The sequence below is a fragment of the Sphingobium sp. TomTYG73 genome (assembly GCF_055394245.1).
The window spans coordinates 577,215-596,140 of record NZ_AP027340.1; the positions used below are offsets into that span (position 1 = coordinate 577,215).

The following is an 18,926-nucleotide window of genomic DNA, read 5'->3' on the forward strand; positions in this document are numbered from 1 at the left end:
GATGTTCGACTTTACCGGACGGCACGTGCTCGTCACCGGCGGGACCAGCGGGATCGGCGCGGGCATCGCTGCTGCCTTCATCGCTGCGGGCGCACATGTTATCGTCACGGGTACACGGCCGACAGAAGCGGATTATGAAGACATTCCGCCGGGTGCCACCTATTGCCCCCTTCGTCTTGGCGACCGGCTTAGCATCGACGCCTTGGTAGCGGGTTTGGGGGCGTTGGACATCCTCATTAACAATGCGGGCGGTACGTCCGTCCCGGAGGATTTCGACGCAGCCATCGACGCCAATCTGAAAGGCGTCCATGCGTTGACGATCGCCTGCCTGCCGCTGCTGGTGCAAAGTAGGCACGACGGCGGCGGCGCGGTCGTGACGATCGCCTCGATGATGGCGATCTTTGGCAACTCCATGTTCCCCGGATATAGCGCGGCCAAGGCTGGCCTTCTGCTACTGACCAAATCGCTGGCGCAAGGGTGGGGGGCAAAGGGCGTGCGGATCAACGCCGTGGCGCCCGGTCCGGTTCGCACGCCGATGACGGAGCGCTACGCCGATGATCCTGTCTATGGTCCCGGCACGGCGCAGCGGATGGCGCTTGGCCGCTGGGGAACACCAGACGACATAGCAGGGCCGACCCTGTTCCTCGCCAGTGCGGCTGCGCGGTTTGTGACGGGGGAATGTCTGGTGGCGAGCGGCGGGTATATGATCGCTGAGGCATGATGCTTGCCAAAGACATGGTGACGATTGGCAAGCCTCGCGCAACCGACTACGCTCTCCATCAGACGCATCCGGTAAAGGAGCGCGAAGGAGATAATAGGATGGTCGCACACGCGAATGAGGTCGCCTGCTTTTCGCGTATGATCCTGGCACTCAATGCTTCGCTGGTCAGCGAAGATCCATGGCGAGACTTTCTGCTGCTGCTTCGCGATCATGTGAACGCAAAATGGGCAACGCTGATCCTCACGCCGCCCAATATGGATGGTTTGGGCACAATGATAACGCCCACCGCACCACCGCCTGCGATTCAGGAATATCTTGACCGCTTTATGCAGATCGACCCCTTTGTCGGCCTGCCCGAAGGCAAGGTCGTGGCGTTGTATGAATATGTGGCCGAGGCGAAACTCAAAAATTCAGCCTATTATAAAGGGTGGCTGGAAGGCATCGACGGTTCGCACGTTCTTGGCGTGGATCTGCGCATAAGCAATGGCCTGGAAGCCCGACTTCGGCTGACGAGGGCGCCTCATGGGGCGCCTTTCGATACTGAAGAGCGCGGCCGTATAGAAGAAATCGTGCCCCATCTGCGGCAGGCGGTCGAACTCTATCGCCGACTGGAGGTGTCCCGTTCGGAGCAGGCAGTGATGACCGGCGCCATCGAACAGTTCGCTGTCGGCACCGTGATGCTCGATCATAATCTGAATGTTCTCAAGATGAACGAACTTGCCGCATCCATCCTGGCCGATGGGGATGGGATAAGCATCGTGGGGCAGCGTCTGGCGATCGCCAATTCCAGCCGTGACCGCGAATTTCGCCAGCAACTCAAGGATGCGGTGAACGCCGCGCCAGGATCATCTCCTTCAGTATTCCTGGTCGAACGTCCATCGGGCCACCGAGACATCGGGATCGTCATTCGGTCAATCACTATTCCTAATTTCATGCATGGTGGGACAACGCCGGCCATCGCGCTTTTCCTGGGCGATCCGGAACGTCAGTGCGTCGTGACCAGCGATGCCCTGAGGGAATTGTTCGCCTTTACCCCGACAGAGGCGTCGATCGCGGCTTCGCTTGCAAACGGCGTGTCGGTGATCGAGACCGCGCATCGGCTGGGCATTGCCGAAAACACCGTGCGCGCGCATCTCCGCTCTATCTTTGCCAAGACGGGCGCGACCCGCCAATCACAGCTTGTGCATCTCATCCACACCAGTCTGCCCGAACTCGCCGTCGTTCGCCGCTAAATTATCCAACCTAATTGATTTGAAGGTATTGCAACGCGCTTAGCAGGGCGATGCTCAACCCCACAGGATCCGCGCCAAAGCGGACAGAACCGAGGGGATACCGAAGATGGCTTACGGAAAATATCATTATCTTGCTGGTTCGGCATTGATGCTTGCTCTGGCAGCGTCGCAGGCAAATGCGCAGGATTCTTCACCAGCAGCACCCGCTCAAGCGACGCAGGGCGTGGGTCTTCAGGACATCGTGGTTACTGCGCGGAAGCGTTCTGAAAACCTGCAAAATGTCCCAACAGCCGTAACAGCTCTCGGTGCGCTTCAAATCGCGGATTATCAGATCAAGAGCTTCCAGGACGTCGGCAAAACCGCGCCAAACGTCAATATCCAGAAGCAGGCAGGCTCGCCCAGCGCGCCGCAGTTCAATATTCGCGGCGTTTCGTCCGGTTCTATCAACTTCCAGGTCGATTCCGGCGTCGCGCTCTATGTAGATGGCGTTTATCTTGGCCGACCCGGCAACTCCGCCTTCGATCTGGCCGATCTTGAACATCTCGAAGTCCTGCGCGGTCCACAGGGCACACTCTTTGGCCGCAACTCTACCGGCGGCGCAATCGCATTTGTGACGGCCAGCCCGACCGGTAAATTCGGTGTCGAGGCCGAAGGAACGCTAGGAAACTACCATCGCCATCGCGGGCGGATAACGGTCAACACGCCTGAATGGGCTGGTCTTTCGGCGCGGTTCACATATGTCCATGACGAAAATGACGGTTATGTAAAGAATTCCGCCCCGCAGCGTACATTCCTTTATCCGGAACCGTTCGGGCCGTCGACCAGTGCGAAGAGCTTTGGCGCGAACAACACCGAGTCGTTTTTCGCAGCAATCCGCTATGCGGGGATCGATGGCCTGACGCTCGATTATCGCTTCAACTATACCGACATGGTAACCACGCTCGACGCCATGCAATTGCTGCACAGCGGCGCCGCATTTGGCGGCATCACCAACTTCCCGAACCAGCCTGCACTTGGCGGCACGATGGTGGAGAGCCTGACGCGTCTCGACCGCATTCCGATCGATGGCCTTTCTCCAGCTACCCAGAAAACCTGGGGCCACAGCCTTACGGCTGTTTATGAGCTTAGCGATTCCTTGAGCGTCAAATATATCGGCGGACTGCGCGGATTTACGCTGAACTCATCGTCTGATCTCGACGGAAATTCGCTGGTGGACCCTTATGGCGGGACGGGTGGATATTTTCAGGCGCTTGCAGCCGAGCGCTATGCAAAGCAGCGGCAGTCGTCCCACGAACTGCAACTCCTCGGCCACACCGGCAGTTTGGATTTTGTTGGTGGCCTGTTCTATTATCGCGAAAAGGCCTATCTTAACAGTCCGGTCATTTTCGGGCAGGTCAGCCAGCCGGGCGTCCCGATCCCCATCGACAATCCCGGCAGCTATCTTGCGGGTGGCGACCTGCTTAAGGTGCTCAACAAATCTTACGCGGCTTATGCACATGCCAATCTCAAGTTGACCGATGCGCTCGAACTGGGCGGCGGCATCCGCTATTCTAAAGATGATCGCACGGAGAATGATCTGATTGATGCGGATCGGACCCCCACGGTTCAGCGCGGCAGCTTCAACGCCAAGCAGGATCGCGTCGATTATGACGCATCATTGAAATATCAGTTTGCCCAAAGCAGCAACGTCTATGCGAAATTTGCCACCGGTTTCGTTTCGGGGGGTATCTTCCATGGCGTGGAATTCCAGCCGGAAACCATTAAGTCCTACGAAGCGGGCGTGAAGTCTGAATTTCTTGATCGGCGCATCCGGCTTAACGTCGCTTTATTCCAGGCGGATCGAAAAGGCCTCCAGGTGACGGGCTTTGATCCCAATCAGGGTGGCAACATCCTGCTGAATGCCGGTAGCGAAAGAGCGCGGGGCTACGAAATTGAAGCCACGATCCTGCCGGTCGACGGCCTTACTTTGACCGGCACCTATGGCTCTACGGACGTCAATGCAAAGCCACAAACGGCTAATCCGGCAGCTACCCCGGTGCGTACATATCAACCCCGGCGCACCGGCTATGTCGCCGCGCAATATGAGTTCCCCGAATTTCCAGGTGGCACCAAGATGAGCTTCCGCATTGATGGCCAGTATAAGGGCGATCATTTCCGGTTGCAGTGCCCGGTCGGCGCCACGCAATCGGCGACGGACGGTTGTATCGGTGCTGGTGATCCCGTGCTCGACGACCAGTTGGTTATAAGGGCAACTTGGGAAATAGGCGCACGGTTCACCTTTGCCGAAATCCCGGTAGGCAACGCCAAGGGCAAGATTTCCCTCTGGGGCAAAAATCTCAACAATTCGGATAAGCCAGAGTTTCTGTTTCCGATCTTCGATACGTGGGTACTCGGCACCTTCCAGGCTCCGCGCACATACGGGATCGACGTCGGTATCGCGTTCTGAACTTCAAGTGTGTGTGTGTCGGCTGCTTCGTTATTGTCGACACACACACGCCATGTCTTATTGCGACGGACGGGTATATCGCCTTCCTCGTCAGAAAATGGCTATCCCTTCCGGCGGTTTCGATTTGAAGTGCGACACCCGGGGTGATGCATAGCATTTCATCCGGGCTTGAGGAGGGCGATCTGTTCTCCCACGACCTTGTGCGGGGTGCGATAGCCCAGGCACTTGAGGGCTGTGCTGTTGAGGCGATCAGCGACGGCTTGTGGATTTCCTTGTCCGACAGCAGCGCAATGTGTTGGAGGGCAGGGGGATGCCCCGCAAACGCCGATCGATGCCGGCCATGACCCCAGCGGAATGCCGGCTCGGATTATGCGCGAGGAAAGTGAAGCGGCTGCGGCGTTCAACCAGCGAGGTGAGATTGGCTTTGCCATACTCTCTCCTAAAAATCAGAAGATGGCCTTCCCAATGTCCGAATCTGCTGCGATCCGCAATTTCCGGCGGTCGTGCGCCGATCGTATTGACCACAGTAATATGGAGACCGCGTGGCTTACGAGCGTAGCGTAGCGTTGTCGGCGCGAACGGCGGGCAACCGCCAGGTGGCACACCGCGTCCCGGTTGCCCTGATGACGCCCGCAAGTAACCCGCAATCTGTCTGCGATAAATCGTCGATGGATGGCGCCGCAGCGCGTCCACAACCTTCCGCACAGACCGTCGACCAATCGATAAATGTCCCGCCGCTCGTCCAAACTCAGATGCTGATAGCCGTTCACTGCGTGCCGTCCTGGAAAGGGGATCAAATCCCTATAAATCCTAGGATTTCGCACTTCGAGATAGAATCCACTCTTACACTGAAATGTTCGGACCGGTTAGAAAAGACACTATCTGTCCCGGATAGAAATGACACCATTAATGACAGCAGGGGCTGCGTGGAGCCCTCGGCTTAGCGCAGCGCAGACCCTGCTGATGGCGTGAGGTTGAGGGGATGAGCATGGACCCGCTGCGCAGGCAGCGGGCTCGGTCAGCGCCGCTTTAGCGTGCCTTCACGAACTCGAGCGTGCCGCGCGCCCGTAACTCCGCCTGGCTGAGCCGTGGGCCGCGTTTGAGCTTGGGACGGCCTAACCGGCGCCGATCGATTTTCGCTGGCGCCTCTGGCTCGGGGAACAGATGTGTGGGCTGGTCGCGGCGGGCAGGGGCATTGTTGTTCCGCTGCCGGTGATGCGGCGTGATCGCCTGGATCTCCTTTGCCCGAGCCAGCGCCGCATCGAGATGCTTGTTGTCGACGATGGCAGGTTGATTGATCCGGGGCATCTTGTCGAACAGGCTATAGGGGAGGGAGCGCCCCTCGTGCCGGATCTCCACCGTGCCATTAGGATATTCACAAACATCCACGCGCTTGCGCGCCAGCTCCTTGCTGATTGCGTTCGGCTCCAGAAGGAACAGAACCTTGTTATAGTGCAGCGTCAGCGCAGCCGTGACTGTTCTCTGTTCGCGCCAGACCATGACGGAGTGGAGATTATCCCGCGGTGCCAGAGGGCGGTGCAGATCACGACTGTTTGCTGCCGGGCGAGCGAAGCGCGCATTATGGGTCGTCTGGTAGCTGCTCAAAAAGCTATTGGCTTCTCCGATTGAGGAGATACCCTCCAGTCGCATCGCCTTGACGAGCCGATCCTGCAGCGTGCCGTTCGCCCGTTCGACCCGACCCTTGGCCTGTGGCGAGTTGGCACAGATGATCTCGATGTTCAGCGCGTCCAGCGCACGCCCGAAATGCGTCATGCCATCGCCCTTCGCCGTCGCCTTGGGGTTTCGAAAGACCGTGTGTTTATCGGAGTAAAAGGCCACCGGCTTACCGTGCCGCTCGATATATTCGCGTGTCGCCTCCATGTAGGAAAAGGTGCTTTCGCTCTCGACCATCTTGAGGTGCATTAGCTCACTGGTCGCGTCATCGATGTAGACAAGCAGCGTGCAGCGCGGCCCGCGATCCTCGAACCAGTCATGATCCGAGCCGTCGATCTGAATCAACTCGCCACGGCACTCCCTGCGATGGCGCGGTTGATAAGGGCGAGAACGACGTGCGGCGCGATCATGCCATATACCCGCCTCGATCATCATCTGCCGCAATGTCTCGCAGCCCACCGCGATATCATGGCGCTCCGCCAGATACTCGCGCGCCAGGGTCGGACCGAAATCCGCATAATGCTCTCGGACCAGCGAAATAATCTGCGCGCGAAAGGCATCGCTGTGACGCCGGTTGCTCGGCCGACCACGCTTACGCGACACCAGGCCTGAGGCGCCTTCGGCGCGCAGACGCTCAAGCAGCCGAAAAATCTGCCGGCGCTTCAATCCTAGCAGCGTTGCCGCATCCTCAACCCGAAGCGCGCCGCGCTCCACGCGCATCAATGTGTCAAACCGCGAAAGCTCACCATGGCTCATCGCCACCACCGTCATAAGCGCGTCCTCCCGAACTGCCAGGAGGACCATGCCACCAAGCTTTGCTAAGGACGCCCAAGGGTGTCATTTCTATTCAGCAGAGGGGTGTCATTTCTATCCGGCGCTTACACGAAATGTTCGGACCGGTTAGAAAAGACACTATCTGTCCCGGATAGAAATGACACCATTAATGACAGCAGGGGCTGCGTGGAGCCCTCGGCTTAGCGCAGCGCAGACCCTGCTGATGGCGTGAGGTTGAGGGGATGAGCATGGACCCGCTGCGCAGGCAGCGGGCTCGGTCAGCGCCGCTTTAGCGTGCCTTCACGAACTCGAGCGTGCCGCGCGCCCGTAACTCCGCCTGGCTGAGCCGTGGGCCGCGTTTGAGCTTGGGACGGCCTAACCGGCGCCGATCGATTTTCGCTGGCGCCTCTGGCTCGGGGAACAGATGTGTGGGCTGGTCGCGGCGGGCAGGGGCATTGTTGTTCCGCTGCCGGTGATGCGGCGTGATCGCCTGGATCTCCTTTGCCCGAGCCAGCGCCGCATCGAGATGCTTGTTGTCGACGATGGCAGGTTGATTGATCCGGGGCATCTTGTCGAACAGGCTATAGGGGAGGGAGCGCCCCTCGTGCCGGATCTCCACCGTGCCATTAGGATATTCACAAACATCCACGCGCTTGCGCGCCAGCTCCTTGCTGATTGCGTTCGGCTCCAGAAGGAACAGAACCTTGTTATAGTGCAGCGTCAGCGCAGCCGTGACTGTTCTCTGTTCGCGCCAGACCATGACGGAGTGGAGATTATCCCGCGGTGCCAGAGGGCGGTGCAGATCACGACTGTTTGCTGCCGGGCGAGCGAAGCGCGCATTATGGGTCGTCTGGTAGCTGCTCAAAAAGCTATTGGCTTCTCCGATTGAGGAGATACCCTCCAGTCGCATCGCCTTGACGAGCCGATCCTGCAGCGTGCCGTTCGCCCGTTCGACCCGACCCTTGGCCTGTGGCGAGTTGGCACAGATGATCTCGATGTTCAGCGCGTCCAGCGCACGCCCGAAATGCGTCATGCCATCGCCCTTCGCCGTCGCCTTGGGGTTTCGAAAGACCGTGTGTTTATCGGAGTAAAAGGCCACCGGCTTACCGTGCCGCTCGATATATTCGCGTGTCGCCTCCATGTAGGAAAAGGTGCTTTCGCTCTCGACCATCTTGAGGTGCATTAGCTCACTGGTCGCGTCATCGATGTAGACAAGCAGCGTGCAGCGCGGCCCGCGATCCTCGAACCAGTCATGATCCGAGCCGTCGATCTGAATCAACTCGCCACGGCACTCCCTGCGATGGCGCGGTTGATAAGGGCGAGAACGACGTGCGGCGCGATCATGCCATATACCCGCCTCGATCATCATCTGCCGCAATGTCTCGCAGCCCACCGCGATATCATGGCGCTCCGCCAGATACTCGCGCGCCAGGGTCGGACCGAAATCCGCATAATGCTCTCGGACCAGCGAAATAATCTGCGCGCGAAAGGCATCGCTGTGACGCCGGTTGCTCGGCCGACCACGCTTACGCGACACCAGGCCTGAGGCGCCTTCGGCGCGCAGACGCTCAAGCAGCCGAAAAATCTGCCGGCGCTTCAATCCTAGCAGCGTTGCCGCATCCTCAACCCGAAGCGCGCCGCGCTCCACGCGCATCAATGTGTCAAACCGCGAAAGCTCACCATGGCTCATCGCCACCACCGTCATAAGCGCGTCCTCCCGAACTGCCAGGAGGACCATGCCACCAAGCTTTGCTAAGGACGCCCAAGGGTGTCATTTCTATTCAGCAGAGGGGTGTCATTTCTATCCGGCGCTTACACGAAATTTATTCGATAATATATCTTATGTTAAATATAATCTGAATGGGAAGGGGTAGATGATAGAAAGGACACAGTCATATTCTGACCGCGCCCTTTCAAATTTTCAGATCAGACGATCCCTGCGCCCAAGCCGACCGGCTTACGCTCCTGCGCCTTGCGTTCGCGCCACAGGCTGGCGCGGTAGGTTGCGAGCACATCAATCGCGCCGCCAGCCTCCAACCGTGCCTTGGCGATGATCGGTGCCACGTCGACATTATAAGCACGGCGCAGCGCCTGGAACGCCATCATTGTGTCATTGCCTTCCTGCGCGGCGTGCAGCGCGTCGCGATCGACCAGCAGCGCCTTGGCGTAGCAAGCCGTGATCGTCTCGGCAGACGACAGCATGGATTCGATCGGGTCGGTCACATTGTGCGACTGGTCGATCATGTAGCTGGGGTTGAACCCGTCGCGCGGGTGCATTTCCGCCTCGACCAGCTCATTGAAGACCAGATACAATTGGTGGGGATTGATCGAGCCGCTGTCCAGATCGTCGTCGCCATATTTGCTGTCGTTGAAGTGGAAGCCGCCCAGCTTGCCGAAGCGGTGCAGGCGCGCCACGATCTGTTCGATATTGACGTTGGGCGCATGGTGGCCAAGGTCGACCAGGCATTTGGCCTTCGGACCCAGTTCCTGTGCGGCCAGGATTGACGAACCCCAATCCGAAATGACGGTCGAGTAGAAGGCGGGCTCGAACATCTTATGTTCCAGCAGCATCCGCCAATCGTCGGGCAGCGCCGCATAGACCTGAGCTGCAGCTTCCAGATAGCGGTCCAGGCTGCGGGCGAAGTCCTGCTGGCCCGGGAAGTTGGTTCCGTCGCCAACCCAGACGGTCAGATCGGTGGAACCCAGCTGACGGCCGATCTCGATGCACTCGATATTATGCTCAACCGCCTGCTGGCGGGTCGCTTCCACGGTCGAGGACAGTGATCCCGTGGCGTAGGTCTGAGCCTGTCCAACCTGATCCTGGAAAGTGTTGGAATTGACGGCATCAAAACCCAAACCAAGGCTCTGAGCTTCCTCGAGCAGGCCTTTGTAATCGCTTACCTTGTCCCAGGGAAAGTGCGGCGAGACGCGTGGCGTAACGCGGCTCAGCTGGTTGATGACGGCGCAATCTTCCAGCTTCTCATGGATGTTGGTTGGCTCGCCCGCGATCGGGAACTTGGCGAAGCGGGTGCCACCCCGTCCCGCGCCCCAGCTGGGCACGGCAACGGAAAAGCCCGCGACGCGGTCCTTGATCGCGTCGATGTCGATGCCGGTGCGCGACAGCTTGCGGCCGAGCGCGGCATAATCTTCTTCCAGTGCTTGCGCGTCGCGGGCATTGGATTCCGCGATCAGCTCAGCGGATATGGGCAGGTTGGTCATATTGATAGCCTCTCCGTTGCCGATCAGCGCGTGAACGCTTGGGCGTTGCCCGCATCGACATTGATCATGTTGCCGGTCGACTTGGCCGACATGTCGCCGGCAAGGAAGTAAACCGCTTCGGCGATGTCGGACGGCAGCACGTCGCGCTTCAGCATCGAACGCTGGCGGTAATGCTCCTCCAGCTCCTTGCCCGAGTCAATGCCGTGCGCACCGGCGCGTTCCTTGCGCCAGTCGCCGTCCCAGATCTTGCTGCCCTTGATGACAGCGTCCGGGTTCACCGTGTTGACGCGGATGCCGAAGGGCGCGCCCTCCAGCGCCAGACAGCGCGCCAGATGGTTGGCGGCTGCCTTGGCCGACGCATAGGCCGACGCGTTGGTCGCAGCGGCAACGCCATTCTTCGAACCGATGAACACGATCGATGCGCCGCCCTGCTCCTTCATCCGCTTCATCAGCGGGAAGGCTGCGCGGGCGGTGAGGAAATAGCCCTCGGCCAGCACGTCGTAATTCTTGCGCCACAGGGCAACGGTGGTTTCCTCGATCGGTGCCGACGACGCGATGCCCGCATTGGCGACCAGAATGTCGAGACCGCCGAACTCACGGGCGCAATCATCGAACGCGGCCTGGACCTGCGCTTCGTCCGTCACGTCGCAGACGGCGGCACGGATCACGTCCTTGCCGAACTGCTTGGCAAAGCCCGCCCGCACTTCCTCGATCGCGTCGGCGGCACGGTCGGCCAGCATGACGCAGGCGCCGTCCGCCAGCAGACGCGCGGCGGTCGCGGCCCCGATGCCGCCCGCGCCACCCGTCACCAGGGCGATCTTGCCGACCAGCGGCTTGGGCTTGGGCATGCGCTGGAGCTTTGCTTCTTCCAGCAGCCAATATTCGATGTCGAACGCTTCCTGCTCGTTCAGCGCGATATATTCGCCGATCGCTTCGGCGCCGCGCATGACGTTGATCGCGTTGCCGTAGAACTCGCCAGCCAGGCGCGCGGTGGTCTTGTCACCGGCGAAGGTGATGCGGCCGACGCCCGGCACCAGCACGACGATCGGGTTGGCATCGCGCATCGCGGGCGAATTAGACCGCTTGCAACGCTCATAATAGGCCGCATACATGTCGCGATAGGCCGCGATCTGCTCCGCCAGATAGACGTCGTCCTGCAACTTCGCAGGATCGAGCGGCAGCGGCGCGATCTTGGTACGCAGGAAATGGTCGGGGCAGGATGTGCCCAGTCCGGCGAGGCGGAGGAATTCGGCCGAGCCGACAAATTCCAGCGCTTCGGCGTCGTCCGAATAATGGCCGACCTTGGTGCGCGCGCCGGTCATCAGGCCGCGCAAGCGGGGCATCAGGTCGGCAGCGATCGCCGCACGATCGCTATTGGGAGCAACAACCTGACCACCAAAGGCAGGCTTTTCGGCCAGCTTGGCGTTCAGATAATTGGCCGCATCCGCGATCAGCTCGACCGTATGTTCGTAACAGGACTTGGCGCTGTCGGCCCAGCAGATGATGCCATGGCCGGCGAGCATTACGCCTTCGACGCCGGGGTTCGCCTTCACATAGTCGCGCAGCTGCACGCCCAGCGTGTAGCCGGGACGCTTCCACGGCAGCCAGCCGATCTTGCCGCCCCAGATTTCCTTGGTTGCAGCTTCGCCGCCCGAAGAAGCGGCCAGTGCGATGATGGCGTCGGGGTGGACGTGATCGACATGTGCAAAAGGAAGTAGCGAATGCAGCGGGGTGTCGATGGAGGCGGCGCGGGGATTGAGGTTGAACGTGCAATGGGGCAGGTAGCCGACCATCTTGTCGTCGTCGTCGGGGCCGCCATAATGCTTCTCAAGGCCTAGCAGCTTTTCCTGATAGAGCGTTGAAAAGCCATCCAGCTTCATCGAACCGATGTCGCCGCCGGAACCCTTGACCCACAGCACTTCGGTCTGCGCGCCCGTCAGGGGATCGGTCTCCACGATCTTGGCGGAGGTGTTGCCGCCGCCGAAATTGGTCACCGTCAGGTCCGAACCGAGCAGGTTCGACCGATAGAGGAGCAATTCGGAAGGGCTGAGAGTCGCGGCGACGCCGTCATCCCAGCGGCTGGAGGGGACGGCAAAGGGAATGGCCGCCGACGAGACTGGATTTTGCATGTTCATGGCGCTCCTATTATCATTTGCGCTTTCCTCTATCAATCCTTTGCGTTACTAATCGATCATATTCGATCAAACAATATGAGAAAAGTTTCATGCGGGAGGACGAACTGAACCGCGGCTTCGCCATCATCGTCGATATCGGCAAAACGCTGAGCAAAGTGTCCCTTTGGTCACGTGACGGCCAGATTCTGGACCGCCAGGTCCGCCCGAACGAGGTGCGGATCGAGGACGGGATTCGCCGCCTCGACACTGCGGGCATCGCCGACTGGCTAATAGAATCACTGTCGCGCTATGCGTCGATTCCCGTGGAAGTCATCGTCCCCGTCGCGCACGGCGCGGGCGTAGCTGCGCTTGTTGGCGATGCACTTGCCTTCGCGCCGCTCGATTATGAGCAGTCTATTCCGGGCGAGATCATGGACGCCTATCGCGAAGAGCGCGATGCCTTTGCGATCACCGGTTCGCCCGCCCTGCCCGACGGCCTTAATATCGGGTCGCAACTTTACTGGCTTGATCGCCTCTACCCTGCCGAGATGGCGGCGGCGATACTGCTGCCCTGGGCTCAATATTGGGGCTGGTTCCTGTCGGGCGCCGCAGCGACGGAAGTGACAAGCCTCGGCTGCCACAGCGACCTATGGACGCCCGATCAGGCCCGTTTCTCGCCGCTGGCCGAACGGCTCGGCTGGGCGGCGCGCTTTGCGCCGCTGGTCAAGGCGGCGGACAGTTTGGGCACTATCCGGCCCGAGCTGGCGGAGCGCACCGGCCTTTCGCCCAATATCCGCGTTCTTGCCGGGCTGCACGATTCCAACGCGGCGCTGCTTGCCGCGCGCGGATTTGACGAGATCGCACAGGGGGATTCGACGATCCTGTCCACCGGCACCTGGTTCATCGCGATGCGCTTGCCGAAAGAAGCTTTGGCGACCAGCAGCCTTGCCGAAGGACGCGATTGCCTGGTCAACGTGGATGCCTATGGATGCGCCGTGCCCTCGGCCCGCTTCATGGGTGGCCGTGAAATCGAGACGGTGATCGAATTTGACACGCGCCGCGTCGATATCAAACCCGATCAACCAGCCTTGCTGGCCGCTGTGTCCGAGGTCGTACAATCGGGTGCGAGGTTGCTGCCGACGTTGGCGCAGGGCTTTGGCCCCTACCCCACCGGCAGCGGCAACTGGATCGCACGGCCGGAAGATTGGTATCAGCGGCGCGCTGCGGTCTGCCTATATGCCGCATTGGTGGCCGACACGATGCTGGACCTGATCGGCTCACGCGATCGACTGCTGGTCGAGGGACGCTTTGCCGATGCGGAGGTGTTCGTGCGGGCCCTGGCTTCGCTGCGGCCCGACATGCAGGTCTATACGGCCAACGCCCATAATGACGTGTCCTTTGGTGCGCTGCGCCTGATCGATCCGAGCCTGAAGCCGCAGGGATCGCTCAGCCTTGTCAAACCGCTGGATCAGGATATTTCCTCTTACCGTTCCAGTTGGTTGGCTGGAATTGGTGAGATGGTTTCTTAAAGGTTTCCGCGAATGCCGATAGCCAGCGTTGCCGATTTCCGCGAGGCCGCCCGCCGCCGCCTGCCCCGGTTCCTGTTCGAATATATTGATGGCGGTTCTTATGCCGAAGTGACGCTGCGCAAGAATGTGAGCGAGCTGAGCGATATCGCGCTTCGCCAGCGGGTGTTGCGCGATGTGTCTGAACTCGATCTTTCGACCCACCTGTTCGGGCAAAAGTTGGCGCTGCCGGTGGCGCTCGCGCCGATCGGGCTTGCCGGGCTGAATGCGCGGCGCGGCGAATGCCAGGCGCTTAAGGCGGCCGAAGGCGCTGGCGTCCCCTTCACCCTGTCAACCGTCGGCGCCTGTTCGCTCGACGAAGTCGCACGCGCGGCATCGCGTCCTTTCTGGTTTCAGCTGTACATGATCCGAGATCGGGCCTTTATGAAGGACCTGCTGGCCCAGGCAGCGGCGGCCAACTGCTCGGCGCTCGTCTTCACGGTCGATATGCCGGTGCCGGGCAGCCGCTATCGCGACTATCATAGCGGGCTTGCCGGAGCGGACGGCCTGAAGGGTGCGATCTGGCGTGCCGCTCAAGCCGCCATGAAGCCCGGTTGGGCATGGGATGTGGGCGTTCGCGGCCGTCCCCATACGTTGGGCAATGTCGCTCCCGTGCTTAAGGGCAAGACCGGGATCGAGGATTTCTTCGCCTGGATGCGCAATAATTTCGACCCGTCGATCAATTGGCGCGATCTGGATTTCATCCGATCGGAATGGAAGGGGCCGTTGATCATCAAGGGCCTGCTCGATCCCGAGGACGCGCGGGAGGCCGCTGCGCTGGGCGCGGACGGGATCATCGTGTCCAACCATGGCGGGCGACAACTGGACGGCGTGCTGTCCACGGCCCGCGCCCTGCCCCCGATTGCCGAGGCAGTTGGCGACAAGCTGACCGTGGTGGCCGATGGCGGTGTCCGATCGGGTCTGGACGTGGTGCGCATGCTGGCGCTGGGCGCCAAGGGCGTGCTGCTCGGGCGGGCCTGGGCCTATGCGCTGGCCGCGCAGGGGGAAGCGGGCGTTACGAAGATGCTGCAATTAATTGAAGCCGAAATGCGCGTGGCGATGGCGCTCACCGGCTGCTCCAATATCGCCGACATAGACCAGAGCATTTTGGCCGGGAGGGACGTGAAATGAGTGCGGGAGCACAGAAGGACAATTGGCGGGATACGATCCTTGCGGGTCTTGCCAACTATATCGACGCTGGTTCGATCGTTGCAGGCTCTGCCGCACTCGCGCTTTGGCAGGAACATTATAAGCTGTCGAACGACTTCATCGGCCTGATCGGTGCGTTCGGCCCGAACGCGATCGGCGCGGGCGTCGGCGCCTATGTCGGCGGGCGGCTGTGCGACAAGCTGGGCCGGAAAAAAATCTATCAGTGGGACATGCTCGTCTACGCGGTCGGCATGGCGCTGCTGGTCTTTGCCTTCGCGCCATGGATGATCGTGGTCGGCTTCCTTATCGTTGGCGTCGCGGTTGGCGCCGACATTCCGGCATCCTGGTCGCTGATCGCGGAGCAGGCGCCCGATGACCGACGCGGCAAGCATTCAGGCGTCGCGCAGGTGCTGTGGTATCTAGGGCCGGTGGTCGTGCTGCTGCTGAGCCTGGCGCTGACCAGCCTTGGCGAATTGGGCGCGCGCATCGTCTTTGCCCATCTGCTGGTGATTGCCCTTGGCCTTACCTTCCTGCGGTCACGCATGAAGGAATCCGAACGCTGGGAAGCCGCGCAGAAGGAAGGCACACCCAAATTGCCGGTGTCCACGCTGTTCCAGCCTAAATATCTCGCCTCCATCCTGGGGCTGGTTGGCATGTATGGTTTCTGGAACCTGTGGGCAGGAACCAACGGCTTCTTCTTCCCCTATATCCTGCGCACGGTTGGCGCTGCCACACAGGCGCAGTCGGTCGCGATCCAGGCGCTGTCCTTTGCGATCGGCATGGTTTCCATCGGTCTTGTCTTCATGCGCTATGCCGACAAGGTGAACCAGCGCACGATGTTCGCGATTTCCGCAGCCATCCAGATCGTCGGCATGGCGTTGCTCGCCATCTTCCCGCTGACGATCCCGGTGGCGCTGCTCTACGTGTTCCTGCTCCAGTTCGGCGGCGGTTTCGGCGCGCAGAGCTTCTTCCAGCTGTGGAGTTCGGAGATGTTCCCGACAATGCTCCGGTCCACGGCGCAGGGGCTGTGTTTCGCCATCGTCCGCATCAGCCTTGGCATATTCAGCTTCTTCGTGCCGATGCTGAGCGCTACCGGCTTCACAACACTGGCGTGGATTTTGACAGGCTTCCTCGTCATAAGCGGCGTGATCGGCACCCTTTGGGCGCCACGTAACCAAGGCAAGTCGCTGGAACAGCTTGAAGCTGAACGGGCGGCTGCCTGATCAAGGGGGTTTGGGGACAATGCACGCGGAGGAACGCGAAAGGCTGATCATCGAAGCAATGGGCCTTACCGGCTTCGTCAGCTATCGCGCTCTGGAATCGCGGCTTGCGGCGTCCCCCGCCACCATCCGCCGCGACCTGACCCGCCTTGAGGAACAGGGGGTAATCCACCGCGTTCGTGGTGGTGCAAGGTTGACGGAAAGCCATGGCGGCAAGCCGGAAGGCGCCGCCCGGCTCGCGGGCACCCCCTTTGCCCAGTCGATCACGGAACATCTGTCGGAAAAGCGATCGATTGGGCGGGCCGCCGCCCAGCTATGCCAGCATGGCGAAGGCATCATGATCGACGGCGGCACGACGACGTTGCAGATGTGCCCGCATATAGGCGGTCTGGATCTGTCGGTGCTGACCAATTCGCTGCACATCGCCAATGCGCTGCTGCCTCAGTCGGGGACGCAGATATTGCTGCCTTCCGGGACATTGTTCAGGGAGCAGAACATCATTCTCGCGCCTGCGGGTGAAGAATCGATGCCGCGTTTCCATGCGCCAAAGCTTTTCATGGGCGCGGCGGCGGTGGGGCCACAGGGGGTGATGCAACAGGATGTCATTCTGGTTGCGGCCGAACGCCGCCTGATTGATCGGGCGGAACAGGTGATATTGCTGGTCGACAGTAGTAAATTCACCTCTTCATCGGGCGCGATCGTTTGCGGCTTGAATGAGGTGGATATCGTCGTGACGGATCCGGGCGTCGCACCGGCAGCGATGGCGATCCTGGATAAAGCAGGGGTGAAGGTGATCATCGCTGAGGTTTGATCACCCGTCGACCCAGCATGTAAAAAGCGGGCGAGATATCGCGACAGCTTTTTCGGCCATCGCGGCATCTCGCCCGTTTATCTATTCAAAAATGCTTGATTGGGCGAGTGTTACTCCTCGCCATTGTCCTTCACGCCAACGGTCGGGACGTCGATGGTCTCCTTTTTGGAGCCGACGACTACTGCCTTCGAATCCACGTCGACCTTGGGAAGCTCTCCGCCCTTCACGCTGACTTCCGGAACATCGCCGCCAGATACGTCGGCCTTCCAGAAGCCGGTGGCAAACAGGATGCCGACAATTGCCAGAATGACGACCAGCACGATCGCAACAGTGCGTCCGCCGCTGCTCTTGTGAACGACCACGCGGTCTCCGGTATAGGGATCTTTATGTACTTCGGCCATCTTGTACCTCCTCCAGGTGGATATTGAACAGCTGGACCTTCAGCTTGTTCCGTCACCAGCCTAGAAGAAGCAGAGCGTCGCTCTCATCAGGTCACGCTGTTCAAATCCACTCCGCGCGTTTCGGGAGCGGCAGCCACGGCGATAAACGTGATGAGCAGACCACCTATCACATAGGCGGCGACCATGCCCGTTCCGCCGCTCGCCTTGTATAATGACAGGGCGATGATGGGGGCGAGAGACCCTGCCACGATGGAGGTCGCCTGATAAGCGATGCTGGCGCCCGAATAGCGCAGGCGCGTCGGGAAAAGTTCGGTGATCATCGCGCCCTGGGGCGCATACATGGCGCCGTGCGCTACCATCGCGATGGTGATTGCCAGTCCGACGGTCCAGATCGTTCCGCTGTCCAGCAGGGAGAAGAAGATCGTGAACCAAGCTGCAACGCATATCGCGCCCGCGCCATATACGAGCCTGCGTCCGATCCTGTCCGACAGTGCGGCGAAGAAGGGCATGGTCAGGCATTCAAGGGCAGAGCCGATCAGCACGGCGTTAAGGACGAGCGAACGGTCGCCGCCCCTTATTTCGGTCCAATAGGTTATCGAGAAGGTCGCGGCGACATAGTAGCAGATATTCTCGCCGAAGCGGAGCCCGGCTCCGGTGAGCAAGGCGCGGCCCTTGCGCCGGATCGCTTCTACCGCCGGGAAGCGCTCGACGCCGCCTGCGGCCGCTTCGCGCGCGAAAACCATGCTTTCCGAAACGGCGCGGCGGAGCCACCAACCCACCAGTACCAGCACGATCGACAGCAGGAACGGGATGCGCCAGCCCCAGGCCATGAAGTCCGCTTCCGTCAGCAGTGCGGATGATGTGGCGAATACGGCAGCGGCCAGTAGATTGCCTGCAGGGGCGCCGACCTGCGGCCAGCTGGTCCAGAAACCGCGTTGCGAAGCGGGCGCGACCTCCGCCACAATCAGAACCGCCCCGCCCCACTCCCCACCGACGGCGAAGCCCTGGAGCAGCCGGAGCAGGACGAGCAATATCGGCGCCCAGGTTCCGATCTGCTGATAGGTCGGCAGCAAACCGATGGCCGTGGTCGACAGGCCCATGGTGAGCAGGCTGATCATGAGAAGCGTCTTGCGCCCGACCCGGTCGCCGAAGTGGCCGAAGACCACGCCGCCGAGCGGCCGGGCGAGGAAGCCGAGGGCATAGGTCGAGAAGGCGAGCAACGTGCCGGTCAATGGATCGAAAGACGGGAAGAACAGTCGATTGAACACCAGCGCCGAAGCCACGCCATAGATGAAGAAGTCGAACCATTCGATCATCGTGCCGATCAGACTGGCGCCCACGACCGTCCGTAGTTCGCGCTTGCTGACGCCAGATGTCGCCGCAACGGCCGGTTCGTTCGTCCCGGTCAGCATAGCCCCTCCTGCCCTTCCTGCTCCAAGACGCCTGCATAGAGGCGAACGGCCCGAGTGAACAAGGGCGTGAATTGGTAAAGCCTGATTATCGGGGAACCAATATTCGCTCGGGTCGTTGGAGACCGCCGGGATGGAATTAATAGCCCTGTATTGCAGGGTCTGGATGTTCGATCACGGAATGGGTCTAA

At 60.6% G+C, this 18,926-nt stretch carries 13 protein-coding genes and 1 pseudogene; 7 read left to right on the plus strand and 7 right to left on the minus strand.

The window, feature by feature from the left end; genetic code table 11:
• Position 1 precedes the first annotated feature (1 nt).
• The 3 genes from ACZ5TH_RS15505 to ACZ5TH_RS15515 all read left to right on the plus strand — a co-directional run bounded on the left by ACZ5TH_RS15505 (position 2) and on the right by ACZ5TH_RS15515 (position 4,399).
• Entirely contained in the window at positions 2-721 is a 720-nt protein-coding gene (locus tag ACZ5TH_RS15505; protein ID WP_449469271.1) for an SDR family NAD(P)-dependent oxidoreductase, read from the plus strand.
• A gap of 98 nt (positions 722-819) precedes the next feature.
• Positions 820-1,953, plus strand: a complete 1,134-nt coding sequence (locus ACZ5TH_RS15510; protein ID WP_464795189.1) for a helix-turn-helix transcriptional regulator — start codon at positions 820-822, stop codon at positions 1,951-1,953.
• A gap of 106 nt (positions 1,954-2,059) precedes the next feature.
• The gene (locus ACZ5TH_RS15515; protein ID WP_464795190.1) at positions 2,060-4,399 is read left to right on the plus strand and encodes a TonB-dependent receptor; all 2,340 of its coding nucleotides are present in this window, start codon (positions 2,060-2,062) and stop codon (positions 4,397-4,399) included.
• Between the two features lie 158 nt (positions 4,400-4,557).
• On the opposite strand, the pseudogene ACZ5TH_RS15520 reads toward ACZ5TH_RS15515, so the two are convergent.
• The 5 genes and pseudogenes from ACZ5TH_RS15520 to ACZ5TH_RS15540 form a co-directional block, all read right to left on the minus strand.
• Positions 4,558-5,169, minus strand: a pseudogene (locus ACZ5TH_RS15520) (transposase).
• Between the two features lie 259 nt (positions 5,170-5,428).
• A complete protein-coding gene (locus ACZ5TH_RS15525; RefSeq protein ID WP_449469841.1) occupies positions 5,429-6,844 on the minus strand; it encodes an ISNCY family transposase in 1,416 nt (471 codons plus the stop codon).
• Positions 6,845-7,136: 292 nt separating this feature from the next.
• On the minus strand, positions 7,137-8,552 hold the full coding sequence (locus ACZ5TH_RS15530; RefSeq protein ID WP_449469841.1) for an ISNCY family transposase: 1,416 nt from the start codon (positions 8,550-8,552) through the stop codon (positions 7,137-7,139).
• A 221-nt stretch (positions 8,553-8,773) separates the two neighbouring features.
• Positions 8,774-10,066 carry an L-rhamnose catabolism isomerase gene (gene rhaI / locus ACZ5TH_RS15535; RefSeq protein WP_464795191.1) on the minus strand — a complete coding sequence of 431 codons (1,293 nt, stop codon included), beginning with the start codon at positions 10,064-10,066 and terminating at the stop codon, positions 8,774-8,776.
• A 23-nt stretch (positions 10,067-10,089) separates the two neighbouring features.
• Positions 10,090-12,201: a bifunctional rhamnulose-1-phosphate aldolase/short-chain dehydrogenase gene (locus ACZ5TH_RS15540; RefSeq protein ID WP_464795192.1), complete on the minus strand. Its 2,112-nt coding sequence runs from the start codon at positions 12,199-12,201 to the stop codon at positions 10,090-10,092.
• An 89-nt stretch (positions 12,202-12,290) separates the two neighbouring features.
• On the opposite strand from ACZ5TH_RS15540, the gene ACZ5TH_RS15545 reads away from it, so the two are divergent.
• From ACZ5TH_RS15545 to ACZ5TH_RS15560, 4 genes are read left to right on the plus strand one after another with little or no spacing between them, the layout of a single operon-like run.
• Positions 12,291-13,709, plus strand: a complete 1,419-nt coding sequence (locus tag ACZ5TH_RS15545; RefSeq protein WP_464795193.1) for an FGGY-family carbohydrate kinase — start codon at positions 12,291-12,293, stop codon at positions 13,707-13,709.
• 12 nt (positions 13,710-13,721) lie between these two features.
• A complete protein-coding gene (lldD, locus tag ACZ5TH_RS15550) occupies positions 13,722-14,876 on the plus strand; it encodes an FMN-dependent L-lactate dehydrogenase LldD (protein ID WP_464795194.1) in 1,155 nt (384 codons plus the stop codon).
• Entirely contained in the window at positions 14,873-16,117 is a 1,245-nt protein-coding gene (locus ACZ5TH_RS15555) for an MFS transporter (RefSeq protein ID WP_464795195.1), read from the plus strand. Before lldD ends, ACZ5TH_RS15555 begins: the two co-directional genes overlap by 4 nt.
• A gap of 19 nt (positions 16,118-16,136) precedes the next feature.
• Complete coding sequence (locus ACZ5TH_RS15560; RefSeq protein ID WP_464795196.1) at positions 16,137-16,925, plus strand: DeoR/GlpR family DNA-binding transcription regulator; 789 nt, start codon at positions 16,137-16,139, stop codon at positions 16,923-16,925.
• A 110-nt stretch (positions 16,926-17,035) separates the two neighbouring features.
• Here ACZ5TH_RS15560 and ACZ5TH_RS15565 read toward each other — a convergent pair whose 3' ends face one another.
• On the minus strand, positions 17,036-17,326 hold the full coding sequence (locus ACZ5TH_RS15565; protein ID WP_449469254.1) for a hypothetical protein: 291 nt from the start codon (positions 17,324-17,326) through the stop codon (positions 17,036-17,038).
• Positions 17,327-17,412: 86 nt separating this feature from the next.
• Positions 17,413-18,738, minus strand: coding sequence for an MFS transporter (locus ACZ5TH_RS15570; protein WP_464795197.1), 1,326 nt, complete (start codon positions 18,736-18,738; stop codon positions 17,413-17,415).
• Positions 18,739-18,926: the final 188 nt, after the last annotated feature.